This is a genomic window from Thauera sp. 28 (genome assembly GCF_000310145.2).
GTDB classification, from domain to species: Bacteria; Pseudomonadota; Gammaproteobacteria; order Burkholderiales; family Rhodocyclaceae; genus Thauera; species Thauera mechernichensis.
Genome location: NZ_AMXA01000004.1, coordinates 1 through 22,536 on the forward strand (window position 1 = coordinate 1; position 22,536 = coordinate 22,536).

Genomic DNA, 22,536 nt, shown 5'->3' on the forward strand with positions numbered 1-22,536 from the left:
CCTGCCCCCTCCCTGTAGGAGCGGCCCCAGCCGCGAGCCTTTTGTAGTCGAAGTGGTACGCACACAAGAACAGGAGCGAGGACGACACGATGAGCAGCACCGCAAGCTATGTGCACGGCGCATCCGAAAAGCAACTGATCGGCCAGACCATCGGCCGCTTCTTCGACGAGGCCTGCGCCTCCCATGCCGAACGCGAGGCGCTGATCGTGCGCCACCAGGACGTGCGCCTGACCTACGCCCAGCTCAAGCTCAAGGTTGACGCGCTGGCCTGCGGATTGATGCGGCTTGGCCTCGAACCGGGCGATCGCATCGGGATCTGGTCGCAGAACAACATGGAATGGGCGCTGACCCAGTTCGCCACCGCCAAGGCCGGGCTGGTGCTGGTGAACATCAACCCGGCCTATCGCCGCTCCGAACTCGAGTACGCGCTCAACAAGGTCGGCTGCCGTGCGCTGATCCTGTCGCCCGCTTTCAAGACCAGCAACTACCTCGAGATGATCGCCGACCTCGCACCCGAACTCGGCCACTGCGAGCCTGGCCTGCTGCGCAGCCACCGCCTGCCCGCGCTCGAGATGGTGATCCGCATGGGCGCGGACAGGTCGCCCGGCATGCTCAACTTCGACGAGCTGCTGCGTGCGCCCGCTCGCGAGGAGTTCGCTGCGCTGGCTGTACTGTCCGAGAGGCTGCAGTTCGACGACCCGATCAACATCCAGTTCACCTCCGGCACCACCGGCCATCCCAAGGGCGCGACGCTGTCGCACCACAACATCCTCAACAACGGCTACTTCGTCGGCGAAGCGATCAAGCTCGTGCCGGGCGACCGCCTGTGCATCCCGGTGCCGCTGTACCACTGCTTCGGCATGGTGATGGGCAACCTCGGCTGCCTGACCCACGGCGCGACCATGGTGTACCCGGCCGAGGCCTTCGAGCCGCTGGCCGTGCTGGAGACGGTCGCGCAGGAGCGGTGCTCCGCGCTTTACGGCGTACCAACGATGTTCATCGCCGCGCTCGACCATCCGCGCTTCGCCGAGTTCGATCTCTCCAGCCTGCGCACCGGCATCATGGCCGGCAGTCCGTGCCCGATCGAGGTCATGAAGCGGGTGATCGGCAAGATGAACATGTCGGAGGTGACCATTGCCTACGGCATGACCGAGACCTCGCCGGTGAGCTTCCAGAGCGGTACCGACGACCCCATCGACCGCCGTGTATCGACCGTCGGCCGCGTCCAGCCCCATCTGGAAGTGAAGATCGTCGATACCGACGGCCGCATCGTGCCGCGTGGCACGCCGGGCGAGCTGTGCACGCGCGGTTACTCGGTGATGCTTGGCTACTGGGGCGACGAGGCCAAGACCCGGGAGGCGATCGACGCTGGCGGCTGGATGCATACCGGCGACCTTGCGATCATCGACGACGAGGGCTATTGCAACATCGTCGGTCGTATCAAGGACATGGTGATCCGCGGTGGCGAGAACATCTATCCGCGCGAGATCGAGGAGTTCCTCTACGCTCACCCCAAGGTGCTCGATGTCCAGGTGGTCGGCATTCCCGATCAGAGGTTCGGCGAGGAACTGTGCGCCTGGATCATCGTGCGCGAGGGCGAGGGCCTGACCGAGGACGAGGTGCGCGCCTATTGCCAGGGGCAGATCGCGCACTACAAGATCCCGCGCTACATCCGTTTCGTCGACAGCTTCCCGATGACGGTGACCGGCAAGATCCAGAAGTTCCAGATCCGTCAGAAGATGAAGGAGGAACTCGGCCTCGACGAAGCGAAAACCGCCTGACCAGGAGCGTGCATACATGACCACACCGAAGCTGCCCAACGCCGTGCGCATTGTCGAGATGGGGCCGCGCGACGGCTTGCAGAACGAGAAGCAACTGGTTCCCACCGAGACCAAGGTCGAACTCGTGCGTCGTCTTGAGCGTGCCGGGCTCAAGGCGATCGAGACCACTTCCTTCGTGTCGCCCAAGTGGGTGCCGCAGATGGGTGACAACGCCGAGGTACTCGCGCGCGTGCTCGCGCAGCCAGCGGCTGGTGTCGCGTATCCGGTGCTGACGCCCAACCTCAAGGGCTTCGAGGCGGCGCTTGCTGCCGGGGCGAAGGAGGTGGCGGTGTTTGGCGCCGCGTCCGAGTCCTTCAGCCAGAAGAACATCAACTGCTCGATCGCCGAGTCGCTGGCGCGCTTCCGTCCGGTCACCGAGGCGGCGCACGCGGCCGGCGTGCGCGTGCGCGGCTACGTGTCCTGCGTGGTCGGCTGCCCCTACGAGGGTGCAGTGGTGCCGCCGGCGGTGGCCGAGGTCGCGGCCACCCTGCGCGACATGGGCTGCTACGAGATCTCGCTTGGCGACACGATCGGTGTCGGTAACCCGGCGAGCATCCAGCGCATGCTCGAGGCCGTGGCGATGCGTGTGCCGGTCGAACTGCTTGCCGGCCACTATCACGACACCTACGGCATGGCGGTCGCCAACGTGCATGCCTCGCTGCAGATGGGCGTGGCGGTGTTCGACGCTTCGGTTGGTGGCCTGGGCGGCTGCCCGTATGCAGCGGGGGCATCGGGGAACGTTGCGACCGAGGATGTGGTCTGGCTGCTGCACGGCCTGGGCATCGATACCCGCATCGAACTCGACGCCCTCGTCGACACCGCGGCCTGGATCAGCGGTCAGCTCGGCCGCGAGCCGGCATCGCGCGTGGCGCGTGCGGTGCTCGCCAAGCGCGCGCAGCGCGCGCCGGCTGGTCCATAATCCTGGCTTTGGATCATGAGCTTGCCCGCACGCACGGGCGGCCGACCTGCCAACAGAGAGCTTCGCATGAGTGTTCCTTCCCCCTGTATCAACATCTGCCGCATGTGTCCGGACACCGGCTGGTGCGAGGGCTGCCAGCGCACGATCGACGAGATCACGCGCTGGAGCCGCAGCAGCGACGACGAGCGCCGCACCATCCTGGCCGCGGTTGCCGAGCGTCGTGAATGGCTGGGTGCGACTGCGCCGATAGCGGAGACACGTGCATGAGCGGCGACGCCCTGTGTGTCGGCGTGTGCATGATCGACTGGGATTCCGGCGTCTGCCTCGGTTGTGGGCGCACCGCCGACGAGATCAACGGGGTGCCGGTTGCACCGCCGCCGCCGGCACTCAAGGCCGATGACGCGCCGGTACCGCTGCCGGCCAATGTCGCCGCCGAGCTCGGGGAGGGCAGCGATTGACCCAGCGCCCCCGTCTGCCGCGTACGCTGCAGGTTCTCGAGCGTGGCTGGCTGTCGGCGAACAACGTGGTGCTGGTCGACGGCGACGAGGCGACGCTGGTCGACTCAGGCTACGTGAGTCATGCCGCGCAGACGGTAGAACTGCTGCGCGACGCGCTCGATGGCCGCAGGCTGGGTCGGCTGCTCAACACGCACTCGCATTCGGACCACATTGGCGGCAACGCCAGCGTGCAGCGTGCCTTCGGCTGCTCGATCACCGTGCCCGTCGGCATGGCGCCGGCGGTGAATGAGTGGGACGAGCAGGCCTTGCTGCTGAGCACTGCAGCGCAATCGGGCGAGCGCTTCCATGCCGATGCCACGCTCAGCCCGGGCGAGCGCTTCGTCGCCGGCGAACTCGAGTGGGAGGCGATTGCAGTCCCTGGGCACGACATGGATGCGCTGGCCTACTACAACGCCGAGCGCCGCATCCTGATGTCGGGCGACGCGCTGTGGCGCGACGGCTTCGGCATCCTGTTCGCGGACGTGCTCGGCACCGGAGACGGCCTTGGCGAGGCGCGGCGGACGTTGGAGGAGATAGGCCGGCTGGCGGTGGATGTCGTCATCCCCGGCCACGGCGCACCGTTTGCCGAGTTCGACGATGCGCTCGGACGCGCCTTCGCCCGCTTGCGCGCTTTCGAGGCCGACAGCGCGCGCATGGCGCGCAACGCCATCCGCGCATGCATGACCTTCAAGCTGCTCGAGGTGCGCAGCATGGCGCTCGACGAGTTGCCGCGGCATCTTGCCGAGACGCCGCTCTACCGCGAGGCCAACGCGCGTTTTCTTGGACTGGACCCGGATGCGCTTGCTGCCTGGCTGGTGAAGGAGCTGGAGCGTGCCGGCGTTGCCCGCCGTGAGCATGGTGAGCTGGTTGCGCACTGAGCCATGCTTGCCCGCCTGATCCGCTCCGATCGGCCCGACGAACTGCAGCGCGGCCTGCGCTGGCTCTACGGTTTCGTGCGGCCGCAGCGACGCGCGATCGCGGGCCTGCTGTTGCTGTCGTTCGCAGCGACGCTGCTCGTGCTGCTGCAGCCCTGGCTGATCAAGCTGCTCATCGACGAAGGCCTGCTCGCGCGGGACTACGGCGTGCTGCTGGCCGTCGCCGGGACGATGGTCTTGGTCGGCATCGTCGGCACCGTCCTTGCCGGCATCAACCGGCTGCTCCACACGCGGCTCTCCGGCACCATCCTGTTCGCCTTGCGCAGTGATCTCTACGGCCACCTGCAGCGCCTGTCGCCCGCATTCTATGGTCGTCAGCGCATGGGCGACCTGATGTCGCGCATCGATGGCGACGTCGCCGAGATCCAGCGCTTTGCGGTCGATAGCCTGTTCGCGGCCGTCAGCAGTCTGATCGGCCTCGCCGGGGCGGTGTTGCTGATGCTCAGCCTGTCCTGGGAACTGTCCTTGCTTGTTCTGGTGCTGGTGCCGCTCGAGGTGGTATGGCTGCGCTGGATGCGGCGCAAGGTGGAGGTCGATACGCGGCGCGTACGCGAGCGCGCTGCCGATGTGTCGAGCTTCCTGGTCGAGACCCTGCCGGCGATGAAGTTCATCCAGGCCTCCAGCCGCGAGGCAGACGAACGCGCACGCCTGGACGCGCTGGGCGCGCACTACCTGGGCGGGCTGCTGCGTCTGCAGCGCACCGAATTCCTGACTCATGCCGTGCCGGCGACCCTGACCTCGCTGACACGCGCTGCCGCATTCGTGATCGGCGGCTGGTGGGTGATCAACGACGCCTGGCAGCTCGGCGCGCTGATTGCGTTCTCGACCTACCTCGGCATGGCGACCGGCCCGGTCAACAGCCTGCTCGGCCTGTACGTGGCAGTGCAGCGCATGAGCGTGAGCCTGATGCGGGTGAGCGAGTTGCGCGAGGCGCCGGTGGACGTCGAAATGCGCGTCGGGCTGCATGCGCCGGACGCCGCATGGCGGGGCGGGATCGAGCTCGACGGTGTGGTCTTTCGCCACCCTGGGCGTCAGGAAGCCGTGCTCGATGGCGCTTCGGTGAGCATTCCGGCCGGCAGCAAGGTGGCGCTGACCGGCGCCTCGGGCGTGGGCAAGTCCACGCTCATCGATCTGTTGCATCGCCATTACGATCCTGCCGCCGGTGCAATCAGGATCGACGGCGTGGACCTGCGCGCGCTCGCCCTCAATGAGCTGCGTCGCGCGGTGGCGGTCGTCAGCCAGGACATCGTGCTGTTCCGCGGCTCGCTCGCGGCCAACATCCGCTATGCCGCGCCGCAGGCCGACGATGCCGCTGTACGTGAGGCGGCGCGGCGGGCGCAGCTCGATGTGCTGATCGCGCAGTTGCCGCAAGGGCTCGATACGCCCTTGGGCGAGCGCGGCCAGCAGTTGTCGGGCGGCCAGCGCCAGCGTATCGCGATCGCCCGTGCGCTGTTGCAGGACCCCTGCGTCCTGGTCCTCGACGAGGCGACCTCGGCGGTCGACGAAGCGACCGAGGCCGCGGTGATCGCCGAGGTCGATGCCCTGTTCGCTGGGCGTACGCGCATCCTGATCAGTCATCGTGCAGCCACGCTGTGCGGGTGCGATCTGCGCCTGCGCCTGGAGGGCGGCCGGATCGACGTCCTCGACCTGCCTGCGGAGCTCGCCTAGGTGGCGGCCGCGGCGCTGCGGGTGGCGTTCGTCGATAGCGGCTGCGCCCCCAGACACCAGAATTGCGTTGCGGCCGCGGCAGCCTTCGTGCTCGATGACCGCGGCGTGCGGCGCATCGAGGCGGCGCCCGACGCGCTCGGACATGGCAGCCGCGTCGCCGATATCCTGCTGCATTGCGCACCCCGGATCGAACTCCTGGTCGCCCAGGTGTTCCGCGAGCGTCTCGGTACCACGCCGCTGCAGGTGGCTGCCGCGATCGACTGGGCGGTCGAGTGCGGTGCCGGCCTGATCAACCTCAGCCTTGGCCTGCGTGAGCCGCGCCCCGTGCTCGCCGCCGCCTGCGCGCGCGCGCGCGCCGCGGGCGTGGTGCTGTGTGCGGCTGCACCGGCACGGGGCCCGGCGGTGTATCCCGCAGGCTTCGCGGGCGTGCTGCGGGTGACCGGCGATGCGCGCTGCGCGCCGTCCGAGATCGCGGCCCTGGGCGCGGAGCATGCCGATTTCGGCTCCCATGTGCGGCCGCTGGACGGCACACTGTCCGGCGCCGGCGCCAGCATGGCTTGTGCCTGGCTGAGTGGCCTCGCTGCCCGTCACCTGGCGGCGGCAGGCCGTGCCGACCAGCTGCATGCATGGTTGCGTGCGCAGGCTCGCCACCATGGTGCGGACAATCCGGGGAGCAGGACGCATGAGCAATGAGGGAATCGTGGTCATCGGCGCCGGGCCGGCGGGTGCGGCGACCGCGCTGGGGCTGGCCCGGCTCGGCGAGCCCGTCGTGCTGGTCGGTGAGCCGCGCCGGTTTGCCGCTGTCGAGGGGGTGTCGTCGCGGGTCATCGAGGCCCTCCGCAGTCTGGGTTTCGAGCGCGCGCTCGATGCCTTCGCGCCGCCCTCCCCGCGGCGAGCGAACTGGAACGGGGTGCATGCCGAGGCCAACTCCGAGAGCCTCGTCGATCGGCAGTGCTTCGATCGCGCCATGCTCGTGGATCTGGAGCGCCTGGGGGTGCAGGTGGTGCGCGGGCGCGTTACCGCCGTGCACGCGGAGCAGGGGCGCTACCGGATCGGCGTGGACGCCGCCGATCGCCGTCTTGCCCTGGCTGCGGACTTCGTGGTCGAGGCCCGTGGCCGTGCTGCCCCTGCAGGCGGGCGGCCGCGGCTGCGTGGGGTGGAGACGGTGTCGCTGCTGCAGTACTGGAGAGGCCCGGAAACCTCACCGGGTTCGACGGTGCAGAGCTGCGAGGATGGCTGGATGTGGATGGCTGCACTGGCAGATGGGCGGCGCTATCTGCAGCTGACCCTGGATGTCGCCACCGCAAGCCTGCCTGCCAAGAAGGCGCTCGGCGACTACTGTCGTGCCCGCTTCGAGGCTGTCGACGCGGCTGCAGCCTTCATGGCCGATGCGGCGCCGGTCGGCGAGCCCCATGCGCGTACCAGCACGGCCGTGCTCGGTGGCGAGGTCGCCGGCGACGACTGGCTTCGCGTCGGCGATGCGGCGATGGCGGTCGATCCGCTATCGGGCAACGGCATCTTCCAGGCGCTGTCTTCCGCCTTGCAGGCGCCGGCGGTGGTGGCGACGCTGCGCCATGACCCCGAGCATGGCGGACTTGCCCGGCGCTTCCACCAGCAGCGCATCGAACACCTTTTTCACCGCTTCGCCCGCATTGGCCGGGACTTCTACGCGCAGGAGTCGCGCTGGTCCGATGCGCCATTCTGGGCGGCGCGGCGCAGCTGGCCCGACGCCGCACCAGTGCACGCGGCGGTGACGCCGGAGACGGTGGGCATCGACAGCCGTCCGGTGGTCAAGGACGGCCGCATCGTCGAGCGGACGGTGGTGGTGACGCCCGAGCAGCCGCTCGGCGTGTGGCATCTGGATGGGGTGGAGCTTGCGCCGGCGCTGTGCGCGCTGCGTGCGGCGGGCGCAGGGGTGTCTCCTGAGGCGGTGCTGGAGGCCCGGCTGGGCCTTGCCGCGCCCCGGGCTTCGCAGATCGTGGGCTGGATGAAGGGTCAGGGGTGGATTTCCTGAGGCTGCGCGTTGCCAATTTGGGCTAATGGGCGTAGCAAAAAAACTAATTGGCGTGCAGCCAGAGTCAGATCCGGCGCTTGAGCGTTTCGGAGGGCAGTTCGTCGAACATGGCCTTGTACTCGGCGGCGAAGTGCGACAGGTGCCAGAACCCCCAGCGTGCGGCAATGTCCGCGACCGTCTCGCGGCCGTTCGCGTCTGCGCTCTTGAGTGCCCGCCGCACGGCGTTGAGTCGGATCGCGCGCAGGAACTTGACCGGGTTGAGGTTGAGCACGTCCTGGAAGCTGTACTGCAGCGTGCGGCGCGATACGCCGAGCTCGATGCACAGGTCGGCCACCGTGATCGGCTCGTCGATGTGGGCCTCCATGTAGGCGCGTGCTTGTGCGACCACGAGCTGGCGGGTGCGACATGATGCGGGGCTGGCCGATGCGGTGGTGGCGGACGCAAGGGTGTCGAGCAGCGTGGCGAACAGGGCCTGCTCCATCGCCTTGCGCATCTGCGCGTGGTGGAGGAGCGCAGGCGTGGCCCGCAGGCTTGCCATCATCGTCGCCAGCAGCTTGCCGAGGGCGGTAACCTGCTCGGGGCTGGCGGGCGCAATGCTGCGTGCCGCGAGTTCGGCCTCGATGTTGCGGTGATCGACCTGCTGCGCGTAGTCGCACAGTGCCCTGGCGTCCGCCGTACAGGCCAGGATCTCGAGCCGGCGGGGAGTGCGGAAGTCCAGTTCGTCGGCGCCGCCCAGCGTCAGCATCGAATGCGCGTCATAGACCTCGCCACCAAACCAGCCCGTGCCTTCGATCGCAACCGGTACCGCGAAGGTGCGCGATCCAGGCCAGGCGATCCCGGATTGGTGAACGGACTGGTTCAGCCCCTCGCGGAACAACTGAACGTTGCCGAAGCAGAATTCCTCGAACACGCCGGAAAAGCTGCCGGCGCTCAGTTGATCGTAGCGCTGTTGCCAGTTGCTCAGGCATGCGGCGTGATCGTCCGCGTCTTTCGTTTCGCGTGAGGAATGCGAGTAGGGGAGGCGGTCCGTCCTGGTGGCGGCCGGGCTCATTGCCGGTACTCCCCCGGGGGGCTCCCGGTGGTGCTGGCCAACATGTCTCTTCCTTGTCCGATCGGTGTGCGATCGCCATTGTCGTTATGTGATCCAGTCAGGGGCGGGCGTGGCCTTCACCGCAGCCTTGCCCCCGGTCTGTGCCTGGAGCATGGCACGTCGGTGTCCGCGATGGCAAGCCGGAGCCCGAGCCTGCCCTTGCCGTTTTCGGATAACAGGACCGGCGGTCCGACGCCTAGGATGAATCGAACCCTTCACAGGAGCCCGGCGGCGATCGGGTGCGGCAAGGGCTTCATCAGAGGACACAAGAGGAGATCCGGTCTTGAAGATCAAAACGATTACGGCTGCGCTGGGCAGCCTGGCGGCCCTTGGTGCAGCGCTGGCGCCGGCGCCGGCCCTGGCATCGGCCGAGGCGCTGATACGTGCGAAGTGCCTGCCCTGTCACACCGAGGGCGATGAGGGAATCAGTCGCATCAGTCAGCAGCGCAAAAGTCCCGAAGGGTGGCTGATGTCGGTGGCACGCATGCAGATCGTCCATGGCCTGAAGGTCACGGACGACGAGCGGCGCACCGTGGTCAAGTACCTCGCCGACACGCAGGGTCTGGCGCCCTCCGAGACCGACGGCGTGCGTTACGCGCTCGAGCGACGCTTGAATGCGGTCGAGCAGTTCGAATCCGAGCAGTTCACCCAGATGTGCGCGCGCTGCCATTCCGGCGCCCGGGTGATGCTGCAGCGCCGGCCTGCGGAAGAGTGGGAGCATCTGGTGCATTTCCATCTCGGTCAGTACCCGACTACCGAGTACCAGGCGCTGGGGCGTGACCGCGACTGGTTCGGCATCGCGCTCAAGGAAATGGTCCCCGAGCTGGCGCGCACCCTGCCCTTGCAGACGGAGGCCTGGACGCAATGGCAGGCGCGTGCACCGCAGGTGGTGAAGGGCGAGTGGAGCATGAGCGGCCACATGAGCGGGCGCGGCGGCTTCTCGGGTGTCATGAAGGTCAGCGCCGCCAAGGGCAAGGACCTGTACGCGCTGAGCTTCGACGGGCGCTGGGATGACGGCAGTGAGATGAGCGGCAAGGGGCAGGCGCTGCTGTACACCGGTTATGAGTGGCGCGGCGATCTGGTCGTCGATGGCACGCCGATGCGCCAGGTGTTTGCGCTCGAGGACGGCGTGCTGCGCGGACGCATGTTCCTGCGGGATCAGGACGAGATCGGCGCCGATGTCGTGGCCAGCCTGCAGCAACCCGGCAACAGCCGTGTGCTGGCGGTGCACCCGGCCCACCTCAAGGCCGGCATGGCGGCCGAGTTGCGCATCGTCGGTTCCGGCCTGCAGGGTGAGGTGAGCCTGCCCCCGGGGGTGCGCTTGCTGGAGACGATCCGGCGCTCCGATGCCGAAGTCGTGTTGCGCGTGGAGGCGGCGGATGACGCGCGTGGCGTGCACCAGGTCGCAGTGGGTGAGGCGCGTGGCGGCACGCTCGCTGTGTATGACAGCATCGCGGCGGTGAAGGTGATGCCGGCGTTCGCGGTGGCCCGCATCGGTGGCAATGGCACACCGACGGCGAAGGTGGAGGCCCGCTTCGACGCCGAGGCCTGGGCGGCCGGGCCGGATGGAAAGATCGGTACCGAGGACGACTTCCGCATCGGTTTCGTGCCGGCGAACTGGTCGGTCGAGCCCTTCGACGAGGTTGCCGTGCGCGACGAGGACGTCAAGTTCGCCGGCCTGATGGACGCGGCGAGCGGCGTGTTCGTGCCGGGTGACGCCGGGCCCAATCCGGCGCGCCGGATGTCGGCCAGCAATGTGGGCAATCTCAAGGTCGTGGCCGAGGTGGCTCAGGGTGCCGAGCGCCTGCGCGGCGAGGGCCAGGTGATCGTGGCGCCGCCGCGCTGGAACAACCCGCCGATTCCGTGAGCGGGTCCGCTGTCCGTGCCTGCAGGCGTTTGCCTGCACCCCGAAACCCGCGATTCACGAGGAGTTCCCCATGAGTGCGGTCCTGAATCTCGTGCATGACAACCTGCACGAAGTGCGCGTCGATGGTACGCGCATGCTGTTCCATATCCCGAGCAGTTCGCTGTTCGCGCTCGACACGCTGACCGCGGCCTTGCTCGACCGTATCCGCCGCCAGAGCCTGAGTGCCGAGGCCCTGATCGACGGCCTGCGTACGGAGTTCGAGGCCCATGAGGTGGCCGAGGCGATCCGCGAGCTGGTCGCGCTCGAGCTCATCGACGACGGCCGCCCGGCCGGCGCCACCGCGCTCGCGCACACCTTCGAGCGTTTCCCGCTCACCACGGTGGTGCTCAACGTCAACACCGGCTGCAACCTGAGCTGCACCTACTGCTACAAGGAAGATCTCGACAAGCCCTCGGCGGGTCGCAAGATGGCCTTCGAGACCGCACGCGACGCGATCGAGATGATGCTGCGCGAGTCGCCCGACGAACCCCGCTACACCGTCGTCTTCTTCGGCGGCGAGCCACTCAGCAACCTGCCGCTTATCAAGGACGTGGTGGCGTACTGCGAGACGCGCTTCCCCGAGCTCGGCAAGCAGGTCGATTTCGTCATGACGACGAACGCCACGCTGCTTGCAGACGACACCATCGACTGGCTCAACGCCCACCGCTTCGGCCTGTCGATCAGCATCGACGGTCCCAAGGCGATCCATGACCGCAACCGGCTCACGGTCGGCGGTCAGGGCACCTACGAGACCGTGCGCCGCAAGGCCGAGCGCCTGCTGTCGCGCTATCGCGCGCGGCCGGTCGGCGCGCGTGTCACGCTGACCCATGGCACCACCGAAGTCGAGCGCATCTGGGATCACCTGTTCAACGAGCTCGGCTTTGCCGAAGTCGGCTTCGCGCCGGTGACCTCGGGCGACATCAGCACCTTCAACCTCACGGGCGAGGAGCTGGTCGAGGTCTTCGCCGGGCTCAAGCGGCTTGGCCAGCGCTACCTGGAGGCAGCGCTGGAAGGTCGCAACATCGGCTTCTCCAACATGCACCAGCTGATCACCGACCTGCACGAAGGCCACAAGAAGGCGCTGCCCTGCGGCGCCGGGCTGAAGATGCTGGCGGTCGATCACAAGGGCGAACTGAACCTGTGCCACCGCTTCACCGGCTCCACGCTGCCGACTTTCGGCGATGTGAAGAACGGCATCAAGCGCGAGCAGCTCGGCGACTTCCTGTCCCAGCGCCTGGATCGCACCGATACCGGCTGCGCCAGCTGCCGCATCCGCAACCTGTGCTCGGGCGGCTGCTACCACGAGAGCTACGCGCGCTACGGCGATCCGGCACACCCCACCTACCACTACTGCGATCTGATGCGCGACTGGGTGGACTTCGGCATCGAGGTCTACAGCCGCATCATGGCCGGCAACCCGGCCTTCATCGAACAGCATATTTCCCCGAGGAGGGCGTCATGAAACATCTCAAGGCGATCAATAACAAGGCGCGGCTGCTGGACAAGGCGGTTGCGGAGGACCGGATCGAGGAGGTGGTGGCGATGAGCGCCCTCGCCGGCTGCACGGCGACGGTGGACCCGGGCTGGGAAGTGGACGCCTTCGGCGGCGTGGCCTCGCTGTGCCAGCCGATGGAGTCCGACCTCTACGGCTGTGCTGATCCGTGCTGGTGGCCGGCCCAGGTGCCCGATGTGATGAACACCTACCCGGATTGGAACAAGGACGCGGCCAACACCCGCGAGGACTGGCGCAATCTCGGCTCGGTCTTCCCGGGCGACAAGCTGTAAGGGGGCGGACATGAAGACAACGATGACCGGCGGCGCGCTGCGCCGCACCGCGGCCGCGCTCGCCTGCCTGGCCGCCAGCACCCTGCCTGCGGCTGCAGGCAACGAGGCGCTGGCGCTCAAGCCCGGCAACGAGTACCTGATGGTGGCGAACTATCCGAACAACCTGAACGTGGTCGACCTGGCCAGCGACAGTGTCTACAAGACCTGCAAGCTGCCCGACGCCTTCGGGCCGGGGATCACGCAGATCGCACCTGACCGCCGCACGGCCTATGTCCTCAACAACCGCTTCGGCACGATCTACGGCGTAGACCTCGATACCTGCAAGGTGACTTTCCGCGCCGAGATGTCGCAGGGCGAGAACGAACGCGCCAAGTCGATCGGGTCGTTCACCATCAGCCCCGACGGCAAGGAGCTGTACGCGGTGCAGAACCCCACCCGGATCAACCGCGACCACTATCGCGTCGGCGAGCCGCGCTTCGTCGCCTATGACACCCAGGCCGGTCTTGAGGCCAAGCCGGTACGTACGTTTCCGGCGCCGCGCCAGCTCAACATCATGCTTGCAGGTGACGACGGTGCCGTCTATGTGGCGGGTCCCAACCTCTACAAGGTGGATGTGAAGACGGGCGAGATGACGGTCGCGCTGCCGATCCGCGACTGGCAGCGGCCCACCCATGCCCCGCTCGACGTGCTCTACCTGTGGCCGGTACAGACGCCTACGCGCGACTTCACCATCCTCTACACCACGGCGAAGTTCCAGGACGACAAGCAGGACATGGAGACGGCCGAGTACCAGTACGGCTTCCTCAACGTCGACCTCAAGAGCGGCGAGACCGAGGCGCGCGAATTCGGCCCGCTGACCGAGATCTATTTCACCGGGATCCGCTCGCCGAAGGATCGCAACATCATCTACGGCCTGCTCCATCGCCTCACCAAGTACGACATCGCGCAGCAGAAGCTGGTGGAGGCGGCCGAGCTCGATCACACCTACTACACGTTGCTGACCAACCAGGCGGGGAGCCGGCTGTATCTCACCGGAACCTTCAACGACATCTCCATCCACGACGCCGACACGCTGGCGAAGGTCGGCCAGGTGAAGCTGCCAGGCGGCGACATGTCGCTCGGCACCGGGCAGGTCTTCGTGCGCTGAGTCCGCACACCCAAGCACTGATCCGCTGATCCGCGAGGCGGGGCGTTCATCGGGACCTCACGGGTCCTGAGGGGCTCCTGCACGCCAAAACAATCAATCAGGAGACGAACATCATGCGCATTCACACGACCGTGGTCGCCTTGCTCGCAGGGCTGGCCACACTGGGCAGCGCACAGGCCGCCGACTTCTACGAGCGCGACGGCACCACCCTGGGCTTCAACGTCGACGGCATGGCGGGCGCCTTCTCGACACGCGAGGACTACCTCGGCGAGGGCGGCAAGAAGTGGCGAGAAGCCTTCGTGCACGGCGTCCTGGTCGGCAAGGCTCGCGCCGGCAACGGTGAACTGTACGGCGGGTTGGGCGCGATCGCCCAGGGCTCCTGGGGCGACGGCGATGCTGGCGGCTATACCACCGGGCGTGAGCGCGACATCGACCTCGAGGATGCCTACCTCGGCTGGCGCAGCGCCGGCGGCCTGCTTGACTTCTCCTTCGGCCGCCAGCAGTTCCAGCTCGGTGACGGCTTTCTGATCGCGGGCGACCGCATCAACCTCGGCAAGGGCCTCGACGTACTCGGTGTCGATGTCGATCGCGGCGGCGCCTACTACCTTGCTGCGAAGAAAAGCTTCGGCAATACCGCCATCCTGCGTGTCGACCCCGACGGCCCGTTGCGCGGCGACGCGTTCTGGCTGCAGTCGGACAACCCCTATCACCAGGACACCGAGCTCGGCGGCCTGAACGTGGAGTACGTGTCGGAGACGTACGGCACGCTTGGCCTGAGCTGGATGAAGGTGCTCGATGTGGACAAGGGCACGGGGCTGGGCATCTTCGACCGCCGCGATGGCATGCGCATCACCAGCGTTCGCGGTCAGGGCAGCCTGGGGGTGGAGAACCTGTTCCTGTCCTTCGAGTACGTCGACCAGCGCGGTGGCAGCACGGATGTGAAGAACGACGCCGACGCGTGGACCGTCGAGGGCGGGTGGACCTTTGCCGATCTGCCGTGGAGTCCGACGCTCAACTACCGCCATGCGCGCTTCTCGGCCGACAAGGCCGGAACGGCCCGCAACGAGGCCTTCGATCCGCTGTTCTTCGGTCTCAGCCGAGGCCTGGGGACCTGGTTCCAGGGCGAGGTTGCCGCCAACTATGCCGGACCGGCCAACAGCGGCGACAAAGTGGACCGACTTGAGCTGACCCTGTCGCCGCGTGCCGATCTGTCGGTGACCCTCCAGTACTGGGACATCAAGTCCATCGGTGATGGCGCCGAGCTCGATGGGCGCGAAATCGACCTCTTCGCCTTCTGGCAGATCAACGACAACTTCACCTTTGTGCCGCTGCTCGGCCTCTATGAGCCGCGCGGCGGGGACGTGAAGGCGCTGCAGGGCAACGACCGCCGCAATGTCTATCTGCAGGCCGTGCTGCTGTTCAACTTCTGAGCGCGCCGCAGTTCGCGCCCAAACCGATACCTGATCAAACCAGACCCAAACCTACATACGGAGACGAACGATGGATCGATACAAGGGTGAGTTGCTGAGTGCCAACACGCGCCGCTTCCTGGCCCAGCCCAAGCGCATGCTGATTGGCAGTGAGTGGCTGGAGGCCGTCGGCGGTGGTGTGCTGGAGGTGGTCGACCCGGCCAGCGCACAGGTGTTTGCCAGCGTGCCGGCCGGCGAGGCGGCCGATATCGACCGCGCAGTGGCAGCGGCGCGCAAGGCCTTCGAGCAGGGGGAGTGGCCGCGCATGCGTCCGGTGGACCGCGAGCGCCTGCTGCTGCGCCTGGCCGACCTGGTCGAGGCGAACGCGCAGGAGCTGGCCGAGATCGAGGCCCTCGACAACGGCAAGCCGGTGACCATGGCGCGCGCGGTCGACGTGGCGCTGGTGGTGGATTTCCTGCGCTACATGGCGGGCTGGGCGACCAAGCTGGAAGGCTCGACGATGGAAGTCTCGGTGCCGCTGGTGCGCAACCGCGAGTTCTTCGGCTTTACCCGGCGCGAGCCGGTGGGGGTGGTGGGTGCGATCATCCCGTGGAACTTCCCGCTTCTGATGGTGGCCTGGAAAGCGGGGCCGGCGCTGGCCTCGGGCTGCACCATGGTGCTCAAGCCGGCCGAAGAGACTCCGTTGTCGGCGCTGCGCTTTGCAGAGCTGGTGCTGGAGGCGGGCTACCCGGCCGGCGTGTTCAACGTGGTCACCGGTCATGGTCATACCGCGGGCGCAGCGCTGGCCTCGCACACCGGCATCGAGAAGGTTGCCTTCACCGGCTCGACCGAGATCGGCAAGCTGGTGGGCAAGGCGGCGCTCGACAACATGACGCGGGTGTCGCTGGAACTCGGAGGCAAGAGCCCGGTGATCGTGCTCGACGACGCCGATCCGGCGGTGGCGGCGGCGGGTGCGGCGCAGGCGATCTTCTTCAACCAGGGGCAGGTGTGCTGCGCGGGTTCGCGCCTGTATGTGCATAAGAGCCGCTTCGAGCGCGTGGTCGAGGGCCTGTCCGAGATCGCCGCCGGCATGAAGCTCGGTGCCGGCATCGATCCCACGACCCAGATCGGTCCGCTGGTGTCGGCCACCCAGCAGCAGCGTGTGCTCGGCTACATCCGCAGCGGTTTCGAGCAGGGCGCGCGCGCCCTGGCGGGCGGTGCGGCAGGCGAGGGCGAGGGCTACTTCGTCAAGCCCACCGTGCTGGTGGACACCCGCGACGACATGAAGGTGGTGCGCGAGGAGATCTTCGGTCCGGTGGTGGTGGCAATGCCGTATGACGACCTCGACGAGGTCGCCCGCCGCGCCAACGACACCCCGTTCGGCCTGGGCGCCAGCATCTGGTCGAACGACCTGTCGCGGGTGCATCGGCTGGTGCCGAAGATCAAGGCCGGAACGGTGTGGGTCAACTGCCACAACATCCTCGACGCCTCGATGCCCTTCGGCGGCTACAAGCAATCGGGCATCGGTCGCGAGATGGGGCGCGCGGTGCTCGATCTCTACACCGAGAGCAAGTCGGTGATCATGGCCCTGTAAGCACCCTGTGCGCCGTCGGCCTTGCCGCGGCGCACAGGACGGGGGCCTGCGGGCTGGTGGCCCGCGACCCCTGCGGCCGCGAGGAGGAACGGGAATGAATGCCCCTGAACTGGCGGTGGCGGCCTGCCATGCGCTCGATCTGGCGTGGACAGCGGCTGCAACTGCGGAACGCGCAGAACACTGGCAGCGTCTCCATGGCGATGCGGAGCTTGCGACCTGGCTGGCGCCGCTGCAGCCCACCCATCTGTATTTCGGCAGCGAGTTCTGCGAGCACCTGCTGCCTTCCGCACGGGCGTTGCGCGAGGCCCTGAGCCAGGCTAAGAGCGCCGGGCTGCGTCTGGTCCTGCTCACTCCAGTGGCCTCGCCCGAGGTTCTGGCGCAGCTCGATGTGCTGCTGCCGACGCTGCCCGCCGGCAGCGAGGTGGTGGTCAATGACTGGGGTGTCGCACACGAGCTTGCGAGCCGGTTCGGGGACTTGCGTCCGGTGGCCGGGCGCGTGCTGTGCCGCATGACCAAGGATCCCCGTATCGACGCGGGCTGGGCGGGGCGCTGCGGCCATGGCCTCGCCGCACCGACGATGCACGCCCTTTTCTCGCGCCTGGGCATTCGGCGCCTGGAGATCGACGTGCCCTTGTTCGCCGATGAGGAAGTATTCGCCGACCTGCCGCTGCCTGCCGCGGTACATCTGCCCTACGTCTATGTGGCCAAGGGCCGGATGTGCCGGGCGGGTTCGCTGTCGGTGACAGGAACGGAGCGCTTCGCCGTCGGGCGGCGCTGCCAGAAGGAATGCCTGCGCTTTTCGGCGCTGGCGTCGCGGCCCGGGCGGGCGGATGTGGCTGCCAGCGTGCAGCTTGGCAACACCTTTTTCAGCCGCCATTCGGCGGCGATGGCGAGCAGTCTGCGGCAGGCGGTCGACAGCAAGCGTGTCGCCCGCCTGGTCGTTCCGGGAGCGCCGCTATGAGGATCGTTGCCCCGGTGTCGCGCGTTGCCGAGATCGAGCCGCTGGCGCAGGCGGGCGCCAGCGAGTTCTACTGCGGCCTGGTGCCGCCCGATTGGCTCGGCCGTTTTCACGCCATCAATGCCAATCGTCGCCCGTCGGGCAACCTGACGCGCTACGAGGACCTGGCGCGTGCGATCGACATTGCCCACGCCCATGAGGCCACCGTGTCGCTCGTGCTCAACGCCCAGCACTATTCCGCCGCCCAGATCGGTGCCGCGGAGGATATCGCCGGGCGCTTCGCGGCGCTGGGCGGCGATGCGCTGATCGTCAGCGATCTCGGCCTGCTCCATGCGCTGGCGCTGCGCTTTCCGGCGCTGCGCATGCACGTCAGCTCGGTGGCGACCTGTCGCAACGCCGGTGCGGCGCGGCTGTGCCGCGAGCTCGGCGCGCAGCGCCTGATCCTGCCGCGTGACGTCACCCTGGCCGAGGCCGCCAGCATTGCCGCCGAGGTCCCCGACATCGAGATCGAAGCCTTCGTACTCAACGACGGCTGCATCTTCGAGGAAGGCGCTTGCCACACCATTCACCTGCCGGGCCAGCTCGGCGGCCCGATCTGTCTCGACCGCTTCGAATACCGCTACCGCCGCCGCGATGGCGGGGCGGTGTCGCCGCGGCTGGCGGCGCGCCTGCAGCAGAATGACGCAGAGTACGAGCGCTGGCTGTGGTACCGCTTCTCCTGCGGTTTCAGCACCACGCCCGAAGGCCTGCCCTACGGGCCGTGCGGCCTGTGTGCGGTGCCGGTGCTGCGGCGCGGGCGGGTGGCGGCGATCAAGATTGCCGGGCGTGAAGCGCCCACCGCGCGCAAGCTGGCGAGCGTGCGCATGGTCCGGTCGGTGCTCGAGCGCGTGCGTGCGGGCGAGGACGATGCGGCGGTGCGCGCGTTCGCGGTCGGGCTGCGGCCTTCCGAGTCGCACTGCGCAACGGGCTACATGTGCTATTACCCCGAAGTGCTGCGCGTGGAGGGGCGCTGAGATGGACGCCATCTCCCGCCGCACGCCGAGCGGGGCGGTCATGGCTCTGGCCGCGCTCGCGCTCGCGATCTGGCCCGAACTCGGCCAGCCGGTTCTCGCAGTAGTGGTGGCGCTCGCCGTACATGCCGCGCTGAGGCCGCGTGGGCGGGCTCTTGCGTTGACGCTGTCGGCGGCGCTGGCGTGGGCGTGTGTGTTGGCCCTCGGCTGGCATTTTGCCAGCGACCGTTTCGAGGTGCGCTATGTCTGGCTGTACAGCAGCGCGGAACTGCCGCTCCACCTCAAGCTCGCCAACCTGTGGGGCGGTGATGAGGGCACGACGCTGCTGCTCGCAGCCCTGTGCATCAGTCTCGCGGCAGGCGGTGCGCTGCGTGCGCGGGTCGGGCCCAACCTGTCGCCGACCGCGGCGATCGCGGCGTGGCTTGTGTTGACCGCGCTGTGGCTCGCGCCCTTTGCGGAGACACCCCCGGAATGGTTGGTGCAATCGGCATCGCAGGGCATGAATGCGCATCTGATGAAGCCGTGGATGCTGTTCCATGCGCCCCTGGTGCTGGCGGCCTACGCCTGGACGCTCGCACTCGCGGAGCCGGCGCTCGAGGCGCTGTGCGGTCGCCCGGCGCCATGGCCGATGCTGGCCAGAACGCGGGCGCGGCGGGCGTGGGTGGTGCTTACCGCCGGCATTGGCTTCGGCATGCTGTGGGCGTTCGAAGATGCGATGTATGGCCAGGTCTGGCACTGGGATCCGGTGCAGACTGCGGTGTTCTGCACCTGGTGCCTGCTGGGCGCTCACCTCCACGGATTCGGGGGCTGGGCAGTCGGACGGCGGCGCTGGCAGGTCATGCCGTGGGCGGCGGTGCTTGCTGCAGTCACGATACCGCTTGCGATGGCCGTGACGCGCAACCCGCTGCTTGCGAGTTCGCACCGTTACGTGGGTGCAGACTCGTGGGTCAGCCATGTCGTTCTCGCTTCGATCCTGCTGCTGGCGGCGGTCGGCGCGGGGATTGCGGGCAGGCGGGTCCGCGCCGACCGCCTGCCGGCTACCGACCGTGGCACGCAGCGGCTGGGGATGTGGCTTGTGCAGATCTGCTTTCTGGGCGCGGCCGCGATTGCCGCTGCGCAACTCTTGCTCGCCTTCGGCGCTACCGCGCTTGATCTGCCACGAGCGGAACATCACAAGCCCTTCCTCGCGATGCTTGCCAACCTGACTACCGGTGCCGAGCTCGCGGCCCTGCGCGCGGCCTTCGAGCAATGGGATGTCGACGGTCACGCCGTTGGGCGCATGCTGTCGCTCCCGCTCGTGGCCGTGGGGCTGATCGGCGGCTGGTACTTCTGCCGCCGGGCATCTGCGCGGGGGGCTGCGGTGTCCTTGCCGCTTGCGGTCGCAGTGGTGGCAGGAAATGCAGTGTCTGGCGGTCTGCTGACGGGGGGCTACCAGGGCACGGGTGTCCTGTCGCAACAGATCGTCGCCGTCCTGCCCTTCCTGGATGCCGGATTGGCCAGTGGCGCCTACTTCGCGCTCGGGTGTGGCGCCTGGCTGCTGGCGAGTCTGCGCCGGCAGGGGGCAAGGGGGGTGTCGGCAGCATTGCCCGTGGTCGCGATCCATGCCGGGCTGGTTCTTGCACTGTGGGGCGGGCTGCTGGCAACCGCGCTCAACAGCTACACGCAGCATGAGATCGTCTTCGCTGGCGAGCCGACGGAGTGGGTTCGGGATCGCCATGGCTTTGCCTTGCGCCTGACTGGCCTTGACATGGCACCGCTGCGCGATGGCGGGGTCGGAACGACTGGCGGTGTGCATGCGCTTACCCGCATTGAGCTGCGCGAGCCGGGAGGTGCGCTGGTGGATGGGCAGACGCTGTATCGGGACAGTCGTGCGCCGCCCGAGCGCTACGATGGCCCCCTGCGCCAGGTCTGTGAATTGCTCGACTACCGCTATGCGCGCCATACGGCAACGCCGGGTTACCTGTTGCAGCCCCTGGTCGACCAGGGCTTGTGGCGCACGACCCAGTTCTGGATTGCCCCGGGTGCGGTGGTCGAGTCGCTGGCTGCGGGCGGCAGCGGCGGGGAGGTCATCGTCGTGGTGAAGACCTTCCCCTTCCTGTCGCTGCTGTGGGGAGGGCTGTTGATCATGCTGGCGGGCAGCGCCTGGCTCGCTTTCCGCACCCCTGGCAGGGATGGTCCGACGCCACAGGCGCGGCCGAGGTGATCGCATCGTCGTAAGCGCCGTCGATAAGAAGCCTTTTCATTGACCTGCAACAAGCGGATACAATCGAGCCTTCAATTTTTGGCAAGCGTGGTCATGCAAGAATCCGTCGATTGGATCAATGGCTGGGTGTGGAGCCCGGCCCTGGTGTATCTGTGCCTTCTGGTCGGGCTTTACTTCTCGATCCGCACGCGCTTCATGCAGGTTCGCCATATCGGTGAGATGGTGCAGGCGATGTTCCGCGGCAAGAGCTCTGCAGCCGGGGTGTCGTCGTTCCAGGCCTTGACGATCGCGCTGTCTGGCCGTGTTGGCACCGGTAACATCGCCGGCGTGGCGACGGCGATCGGTTTTGGCGGTCCGGGAGCGATCTTCTGGATGTGGATGGTCGCCTTCCTGGGCGCGGCGACGGCCTATATCGAGTCTGCGCTCGGCCAGATCTACAAGACCGAGCAGCATGGGCTCTACCGCGGCGGACCGGCCTACTACATCGAGAAGGGGCTGGGCTGGCGGGTGTATGCGATCGTGTTTGCCGTCGCCACGCTCTTTGCCTGCGGCGTCCTGCTTCCTGGGGTGCAGACCAACAGCATCGCAGCGGGCATGCAGAACGCCTTCGGCGTTGCGCCTGCAGTGACCGGCACCATCATCGTCATTCTGCTCGGCCTGATCATCTTCGGTGGCGTGCGTCGTATCGCGCAAGTGACCCAGGTGGTGGTGCCCTTCATGGCGCTGGGCTACATCCTCGCTGCAGCGGTGGTGGTCGCACTCAATGTCGAGAAGGTGCCCGAGGTCGTGCGCCTGATCGTGTCCTCGGCCTTCGGTCTGGAGGCTGGGTTCGGCGCCATGATCGGCCTGGCGATCCAGTGGGGCGTCAAGCGCGGCGTGTATTCGAACGAGGCCGGCCAGGGCTCCGGCCCGCATGCCGCCGCCGCGGCCGAGGTGCCCCACCCGGCGGCGCAAGGCCTGGTGCAGGCCTTCTCGGTCTATGTGGATACCTTGTTCGTATGCTCGGCAACCGCCTTCATGATCCTCGTGACTGGCACCTACAACGTGATGGGCGCGGACGGCCAACCGGTGTTCACCGGGCTTGCCAACATCGCCGCCGGTACCGGCTACACCCAGGCCGCGATGGAGGCCGTACTGCCCGGCTTTGGCGCGGTGTTCGTCGCCGTGGCGCTGTTCTTCTTCGCCTTCACGACGGTGCTTGCCTACTACTACATTGCCGAGACCAATCTCGCCTACCTCACCCGCAACCTGCGCTCGGATGCACTGATCTTCGTGCTCAGGGTCGCGCTCATCGGCTCCGCCCTGTACGGCTGCGTGCGCACCAGCGACCTGGCCTGGGGGCTTGGCGACATCGGCGTGGGCATCATGGCCTGGCTCAACATCGTTGCGATCCTGGTGCTGCAGAAGCCGGCCCTGCTTGCGCTCAAGGACTATGAGTCGCAGCAGGCCAAGGGCCGGCTCGTGCCCGAATTCGATCCGCGCCCGCTCGGTATCGAGAATGCCGATTTCTGGGTGCGGCGTGCGGAGCGGCGCAAGCACGAGGGCTGACACCCAGCCTCAGGTTCAGGCCCGCCCTCACTG

The 22,536-nt window shown here is 67.7% G+C and carries 19 protein-coding genes; 18 read left to right on the forward strand and 1 reads right to left on the reverse strand.

Annotation, left to right across the window (positions count from 1 at the left end):
- The first annotated feature begins 89 nt into the window (after nucleotides 1-89).
- From C662_RS04675 to qhpG, 8 genes are all read left to right on the forward strand, one after another.
- Nucleotides 90-1,781, forward strand: coding sequence for an AMP-binding protein (locus C662_RS04675; protein WP_002925631.1), 1,692 nt, complete (start codon nucleotides 90-92; stop codon nucleotides 1,779-1,781).
- Between the two features lie 16 nt (nucleotides 1,782-1,797).
- Complete coding sequence (locus C662_RS04680; RefSeq protein WP_002925632.1) at nucleotides 1,798-2,739, forward strand: hydroxymethylglutaryl-CoA lyase; 942 nt, start codon at nucleotides 1,798-1,800, stop codon at nucleotides 2,737-2,739.
- A 66-nt stretch (nucleotides 2,740-2,805) separates the two neighbouring features.
- Nucleotides 2,806-3,006, forward strand: a complete 201-nt coding sequence (locus C662_RS19985; RefSeq protein WP_083485734.1) for a DUF1289 domain-containing protein — start codon at nucleotides 2,806-2,808, stop codon at nucleotides 3,004-3,006.
- Nucleotides 3,003-3,197, forward strand: coding sequence for a DUF1289 domain-containing protein (locus C662_RS04685; RefSeq protein WP_002925636.1), 195 nt, complete (start codon nucleotides 3,003-3,005; stop codon nucleotides 3,195-3,197). The genes C662_RS19985 and C662_RS04685 overlap by 4 nt, the downstream gene beginning before the upstream one ends.
- On the forward strand, nucleotides 3,194-4,114 hold the full coding sequence (locus tag C662_RS04690) for an MBL fold metallo-hydrolase (protein WP_002925637.1): 921 nt from the start codon (nucleotides 3,194-3,196) through the stop codon (nucleotides 4,112-4,114). The genes C662_RS04685 and C662_RS04690 overlap by 4 nt, the downstream gene beginning before the upstream one ends.
- A 3-nt stretch (nucleotides 4,115-4,117) precedes the next feature.
- Nucleotides 4,118-5,839 (forward strand): ABC transporter ATP-binding protein, encoded by a 1,722-nt coding sequence (locus C662_RS04695; protein ID WP_002925638.1) that lies wholly within the window; start codon nucleotides 4,118-4,120, stop codon nucleotides 5,837-5,839.
- Nucleotides 5,840-6,532, forward strand: a complete 693-nt coding sequence (qhpE, locus tag C662_RS04700) for a subtilisin-like serine protease QhpE (RefSeq protein ID WP_002925639.1) — start codon at nucleotides 5,840-5,842, stop codon at nucleotides 6,530-6,532.
- Nucleotides 6,522-7,853, forward strand: a complete 1,332-nt coding sequence (gene qhpG, locus C662_RS04705) for a flavin-dependent monooxygenase QhpG (RefSeq protein WP_002925640.1) — start codon at nucleotides 6,522-6,524, stop codon at nucleotides 7,851-7,853. The genes qhpE and qhpG overlap by 11 nt, the downstream gene beginning before the upstream one ends.
- 64 nt (nucleotides 7,854-7,917) lie before the next feature.
- Here the strand turns inward: qhpG and C662_RS04710 are convergent, their stop codons facing one another.
- Nucleotides 7,918-8,904 carry a helix-turn-helix domain-containing protein gene (locus tag C662_RS04710; protein WP_002925641.1) on the reverse strand — a complete coding sequence of 329 codons (987 nt, stop codon included), beginning with the start codon at nucleotides 8,902-8,904 and terminating at the stop codon, nucleotides 7,918-7,920.
- 322 nt (nucleotides 8,905-9,226) lie between these two features.
- Here C662_RS04710 and peaA point away from each other — a divergent pair, with 322 nt between their 5' ends.
- From peaA to C662_RS04760, 10 genes are all read left to right on the forward strand, one after another.
- Nucleotides 9,227-10,810, forward strand: coding sequence for a quinohemoprotein amine dehydrogenase subunit alpha (gene peaA / locus C662_RS04715; RefSeq protein ID WP_002925645.1), 1,584 nt, complete (start codon nucleotides 9,227-9,229; stop codon nucleotides 10,808-10,810).
- A gap of 70 nt (nucleotides 10,811-10,880) precedes the next feature.
- Nucleotides 10,881-12,311, forward strand: coding sequence for a quinohemoprotein amine dehydrogenase maturation protein (gene peaB / locus C662_RS04720; protein WP_002925647.1), 1,431 nt, complete (start codon nucleotides 10,881-10,883; stop codon nucleotides 12,309-12,311).
- The gene (qhpC, locus tag C662_RS04725) at nucleotides 12,308-12,634 is read left to right on the forward strand and encodes a quinohemoprotein amine dehydrogenase subunit gamma (RefSeq protein WP_002925648.1); all 327 of its coding nucleotides are present in this window, start codon (nucleotides 12,308-12,310) and stop codon (nucleotides 12,632-12,634) included. The genes peaB and qhpC overlap by 4 nt, the downstream gene beginning before the upstream one ends.
- Before the next feature lie 10 nt (nucleotides 12,635-12,644).
- Entirely contained in the window at nucleotides 12,645-13,781 is a 1,137-nt protein-coding gene (gene peaD, locus C662_RS04730) for a quinohemoprotein amine dehydrogenase subunit beta (RefSeq protein WP_198291879.1), read from the forward strand.
- Nucleotides 13,782-13,894: 113 nt separating this feature from the next.
- The gene (locus C662_RS04735) at nucleotides 13,895-15,211 is read left to right on the forward strand and encodes an alginate export family protein (RefSeq protein ID WP_002925650.1); all 1,317 of its coding nucleotides are present in this window, start codon (nucleotides 13,895-13,897) and stop codon (nucleotides 15,209-15,211) included.
- 70 nt (nucleotides 15,212-15,281) lie between these two features.
- On the forward strand, nucleotides 15,282-16,784 hold the full coding sequence (locus C662_RS04740) for an aldehyde dehydrogenase family protein (RefSeq protein ID WP_002925651.1): 1,503 nt from the start codon (nucleotides 15,282-15,284) through the stop codon (nucleotides 16,782-16,784).
- Nucleotides 16,785-16,878: 94 nt separating this feature from the next.
- On the forward strand, nucleotides 16,879-17,745 hold the full coding sequence (locus C662_RS04745) for a hypothetical protein (RefSeq protein ID WP_002925652.1): 867 nt from the start codon (nucleotides 16,879-16,881) through the stop codon (nucleotides 17,743-17,745).
- Nucleotides 17,742-18,755 carry a U32 family peptidase gene (locus C662_RS04750; RefSeq protein WP_002925653.1) on the forward strand — a complete coding sequence of 338 codons (1,014 nt, stop codon included), beginning with the start codon at nucleotides 17,742-17,744 and terminating at the stop codon, nucleotides 18,753-18,755. The genes C662_RS04745 and C662_RS04750 overlap by 4 nt, the downstream gene beginning before the upstream one ends.
- Before the next feature lies 1 nt (nucleotide 18,756).
- Entirely contained in the window at nucleotides 18,757-20,955 is a 2,199-nt protein-coding gene (gene ccsA / locus C662_RS04755) for a cytochrome c biogenesis protein CcsA (protein WP_002925654.1), read from the forward strand.
- A 93-nt stretch (nucleotides 20,956-21,048) separates the two neighbouring features.
- The gene (locus C662_RS04760; protein WP_002925655.1) at nucleotides 21,049-22,503 is read left to right on the forward strand and encodes an alanine/glycine:cation symporter family protein; all 1,455 of its coding nucleotides are present in this window, start codon (nucleotides 21,049-21,051) and stop codon (nucleotides 22,501-22,503) included.
- Nucleotides 22,504-22,536 lie beyond the last annotated feature (33 nt).

Coding starts and splice junctions, on each gene's coding strand:
- C662_RS04675 (WP_002925631.1), top strand. CDS start 90: ATGAGCAGCACCGCAAGCTATGTGCACGGCGCATCCGAAAAGCAACTG.
- C662_RS04680 (WP_002925632.1), top strand. CDS start 1,798: ATGACCACACCGAAGCTGCCCAACGCCGTGCGCATTGTCGAGATGGGG.
- C662_RS19985 (WP_083485734.1), top strand. CDS start 2,806: ATGAGTGTTCCTTCCCCCTGTATCAACATCTGCCGCATGTGTCCGGAC.
- C662_RS04685 (WP_002925636.1), top strand. CDS start 3,003: ATGAGCGGCGACGCCCTGTGTGTCGGCGTGTGCATGATCGACTGGGAT.
- C662_RS04695 (WP_002925638.1), top strand. CDS start 4,118: ATGCTTGCCCGCCTGATCCGCTCCGATCGGCCCGACGAACTGCAGCGC.
- qhpG (WP_002925640.1), top strand. CDS start 6,522: ATGAGCAATGAGGGAATCGTGGTCATCGGCGCCGGGCCGGCGGGTGCG.
- C662_RS04710 (WP_002925641.1), bottom strand. CDS start 8,904: ATGAGCCCGGCCGCCACCAGGACGGACCGCCTCCCCTACTCGCATTCC.
- peaB (WP_002925647.1), top strand. CDS start 10,881: ATGAGTGCGGTCCTGAATCTCGTGCATGACAACCTGCACGAAGTGCGC.
- qhpC (WP_002925648.1), top strand. CDS start 12,308: ATGAAACATCTCAAGGCGATCAATAACAAGGCGCGGCTGCTGGACAAG.
- peaD (WP_198291879.1), top strand. CDS start 12,645: ATGAAGACAACGATGACCGGCGGCGCGCTGCGCCGCACCGCGGCCGCG.
- C662_RS04735 (WP_002925650.1), top strand. CDS start 13,895: ATGCGCATTCACACGACCGTGGTCGCCTTGCTCGCAGGGCTGGCCACA.
- C662_RS04740 (WP_002925651.1), top strand. CDS start 15,282: ATGGATCGATACAAGGGTGAGTTGCTGAGTGCCAACACGCGCCGCTTC.
- C662_RS04745 (WP_002925652.1), top strand. CDS start 16,879: ATGAATGCCCCTGAACTGGCGGTGGCGGCCTGCCATGCGCTCGATCTG.
- C662_RS04750 (WP_002925653.1), top strand. CDS start 17,742: ATGAGGATCGTTGCCCCGGTGTCGCGCGTTGCCGAGATCGAGCCGCTG.
- ccsA (WP_002925654.1), top strand. CDS start 18,757: ATGGACGCCATCTCCCGCCGCACGCCGAGCGGGGCGGTCATGGCTCTG.
- C662_RS04760 (WP_002925655.1), top strand. CDS start 21,049: ATGCAAGAATCCGTCGATTGGATCAATGGCTGGGTGTGGAGCCCGGCC.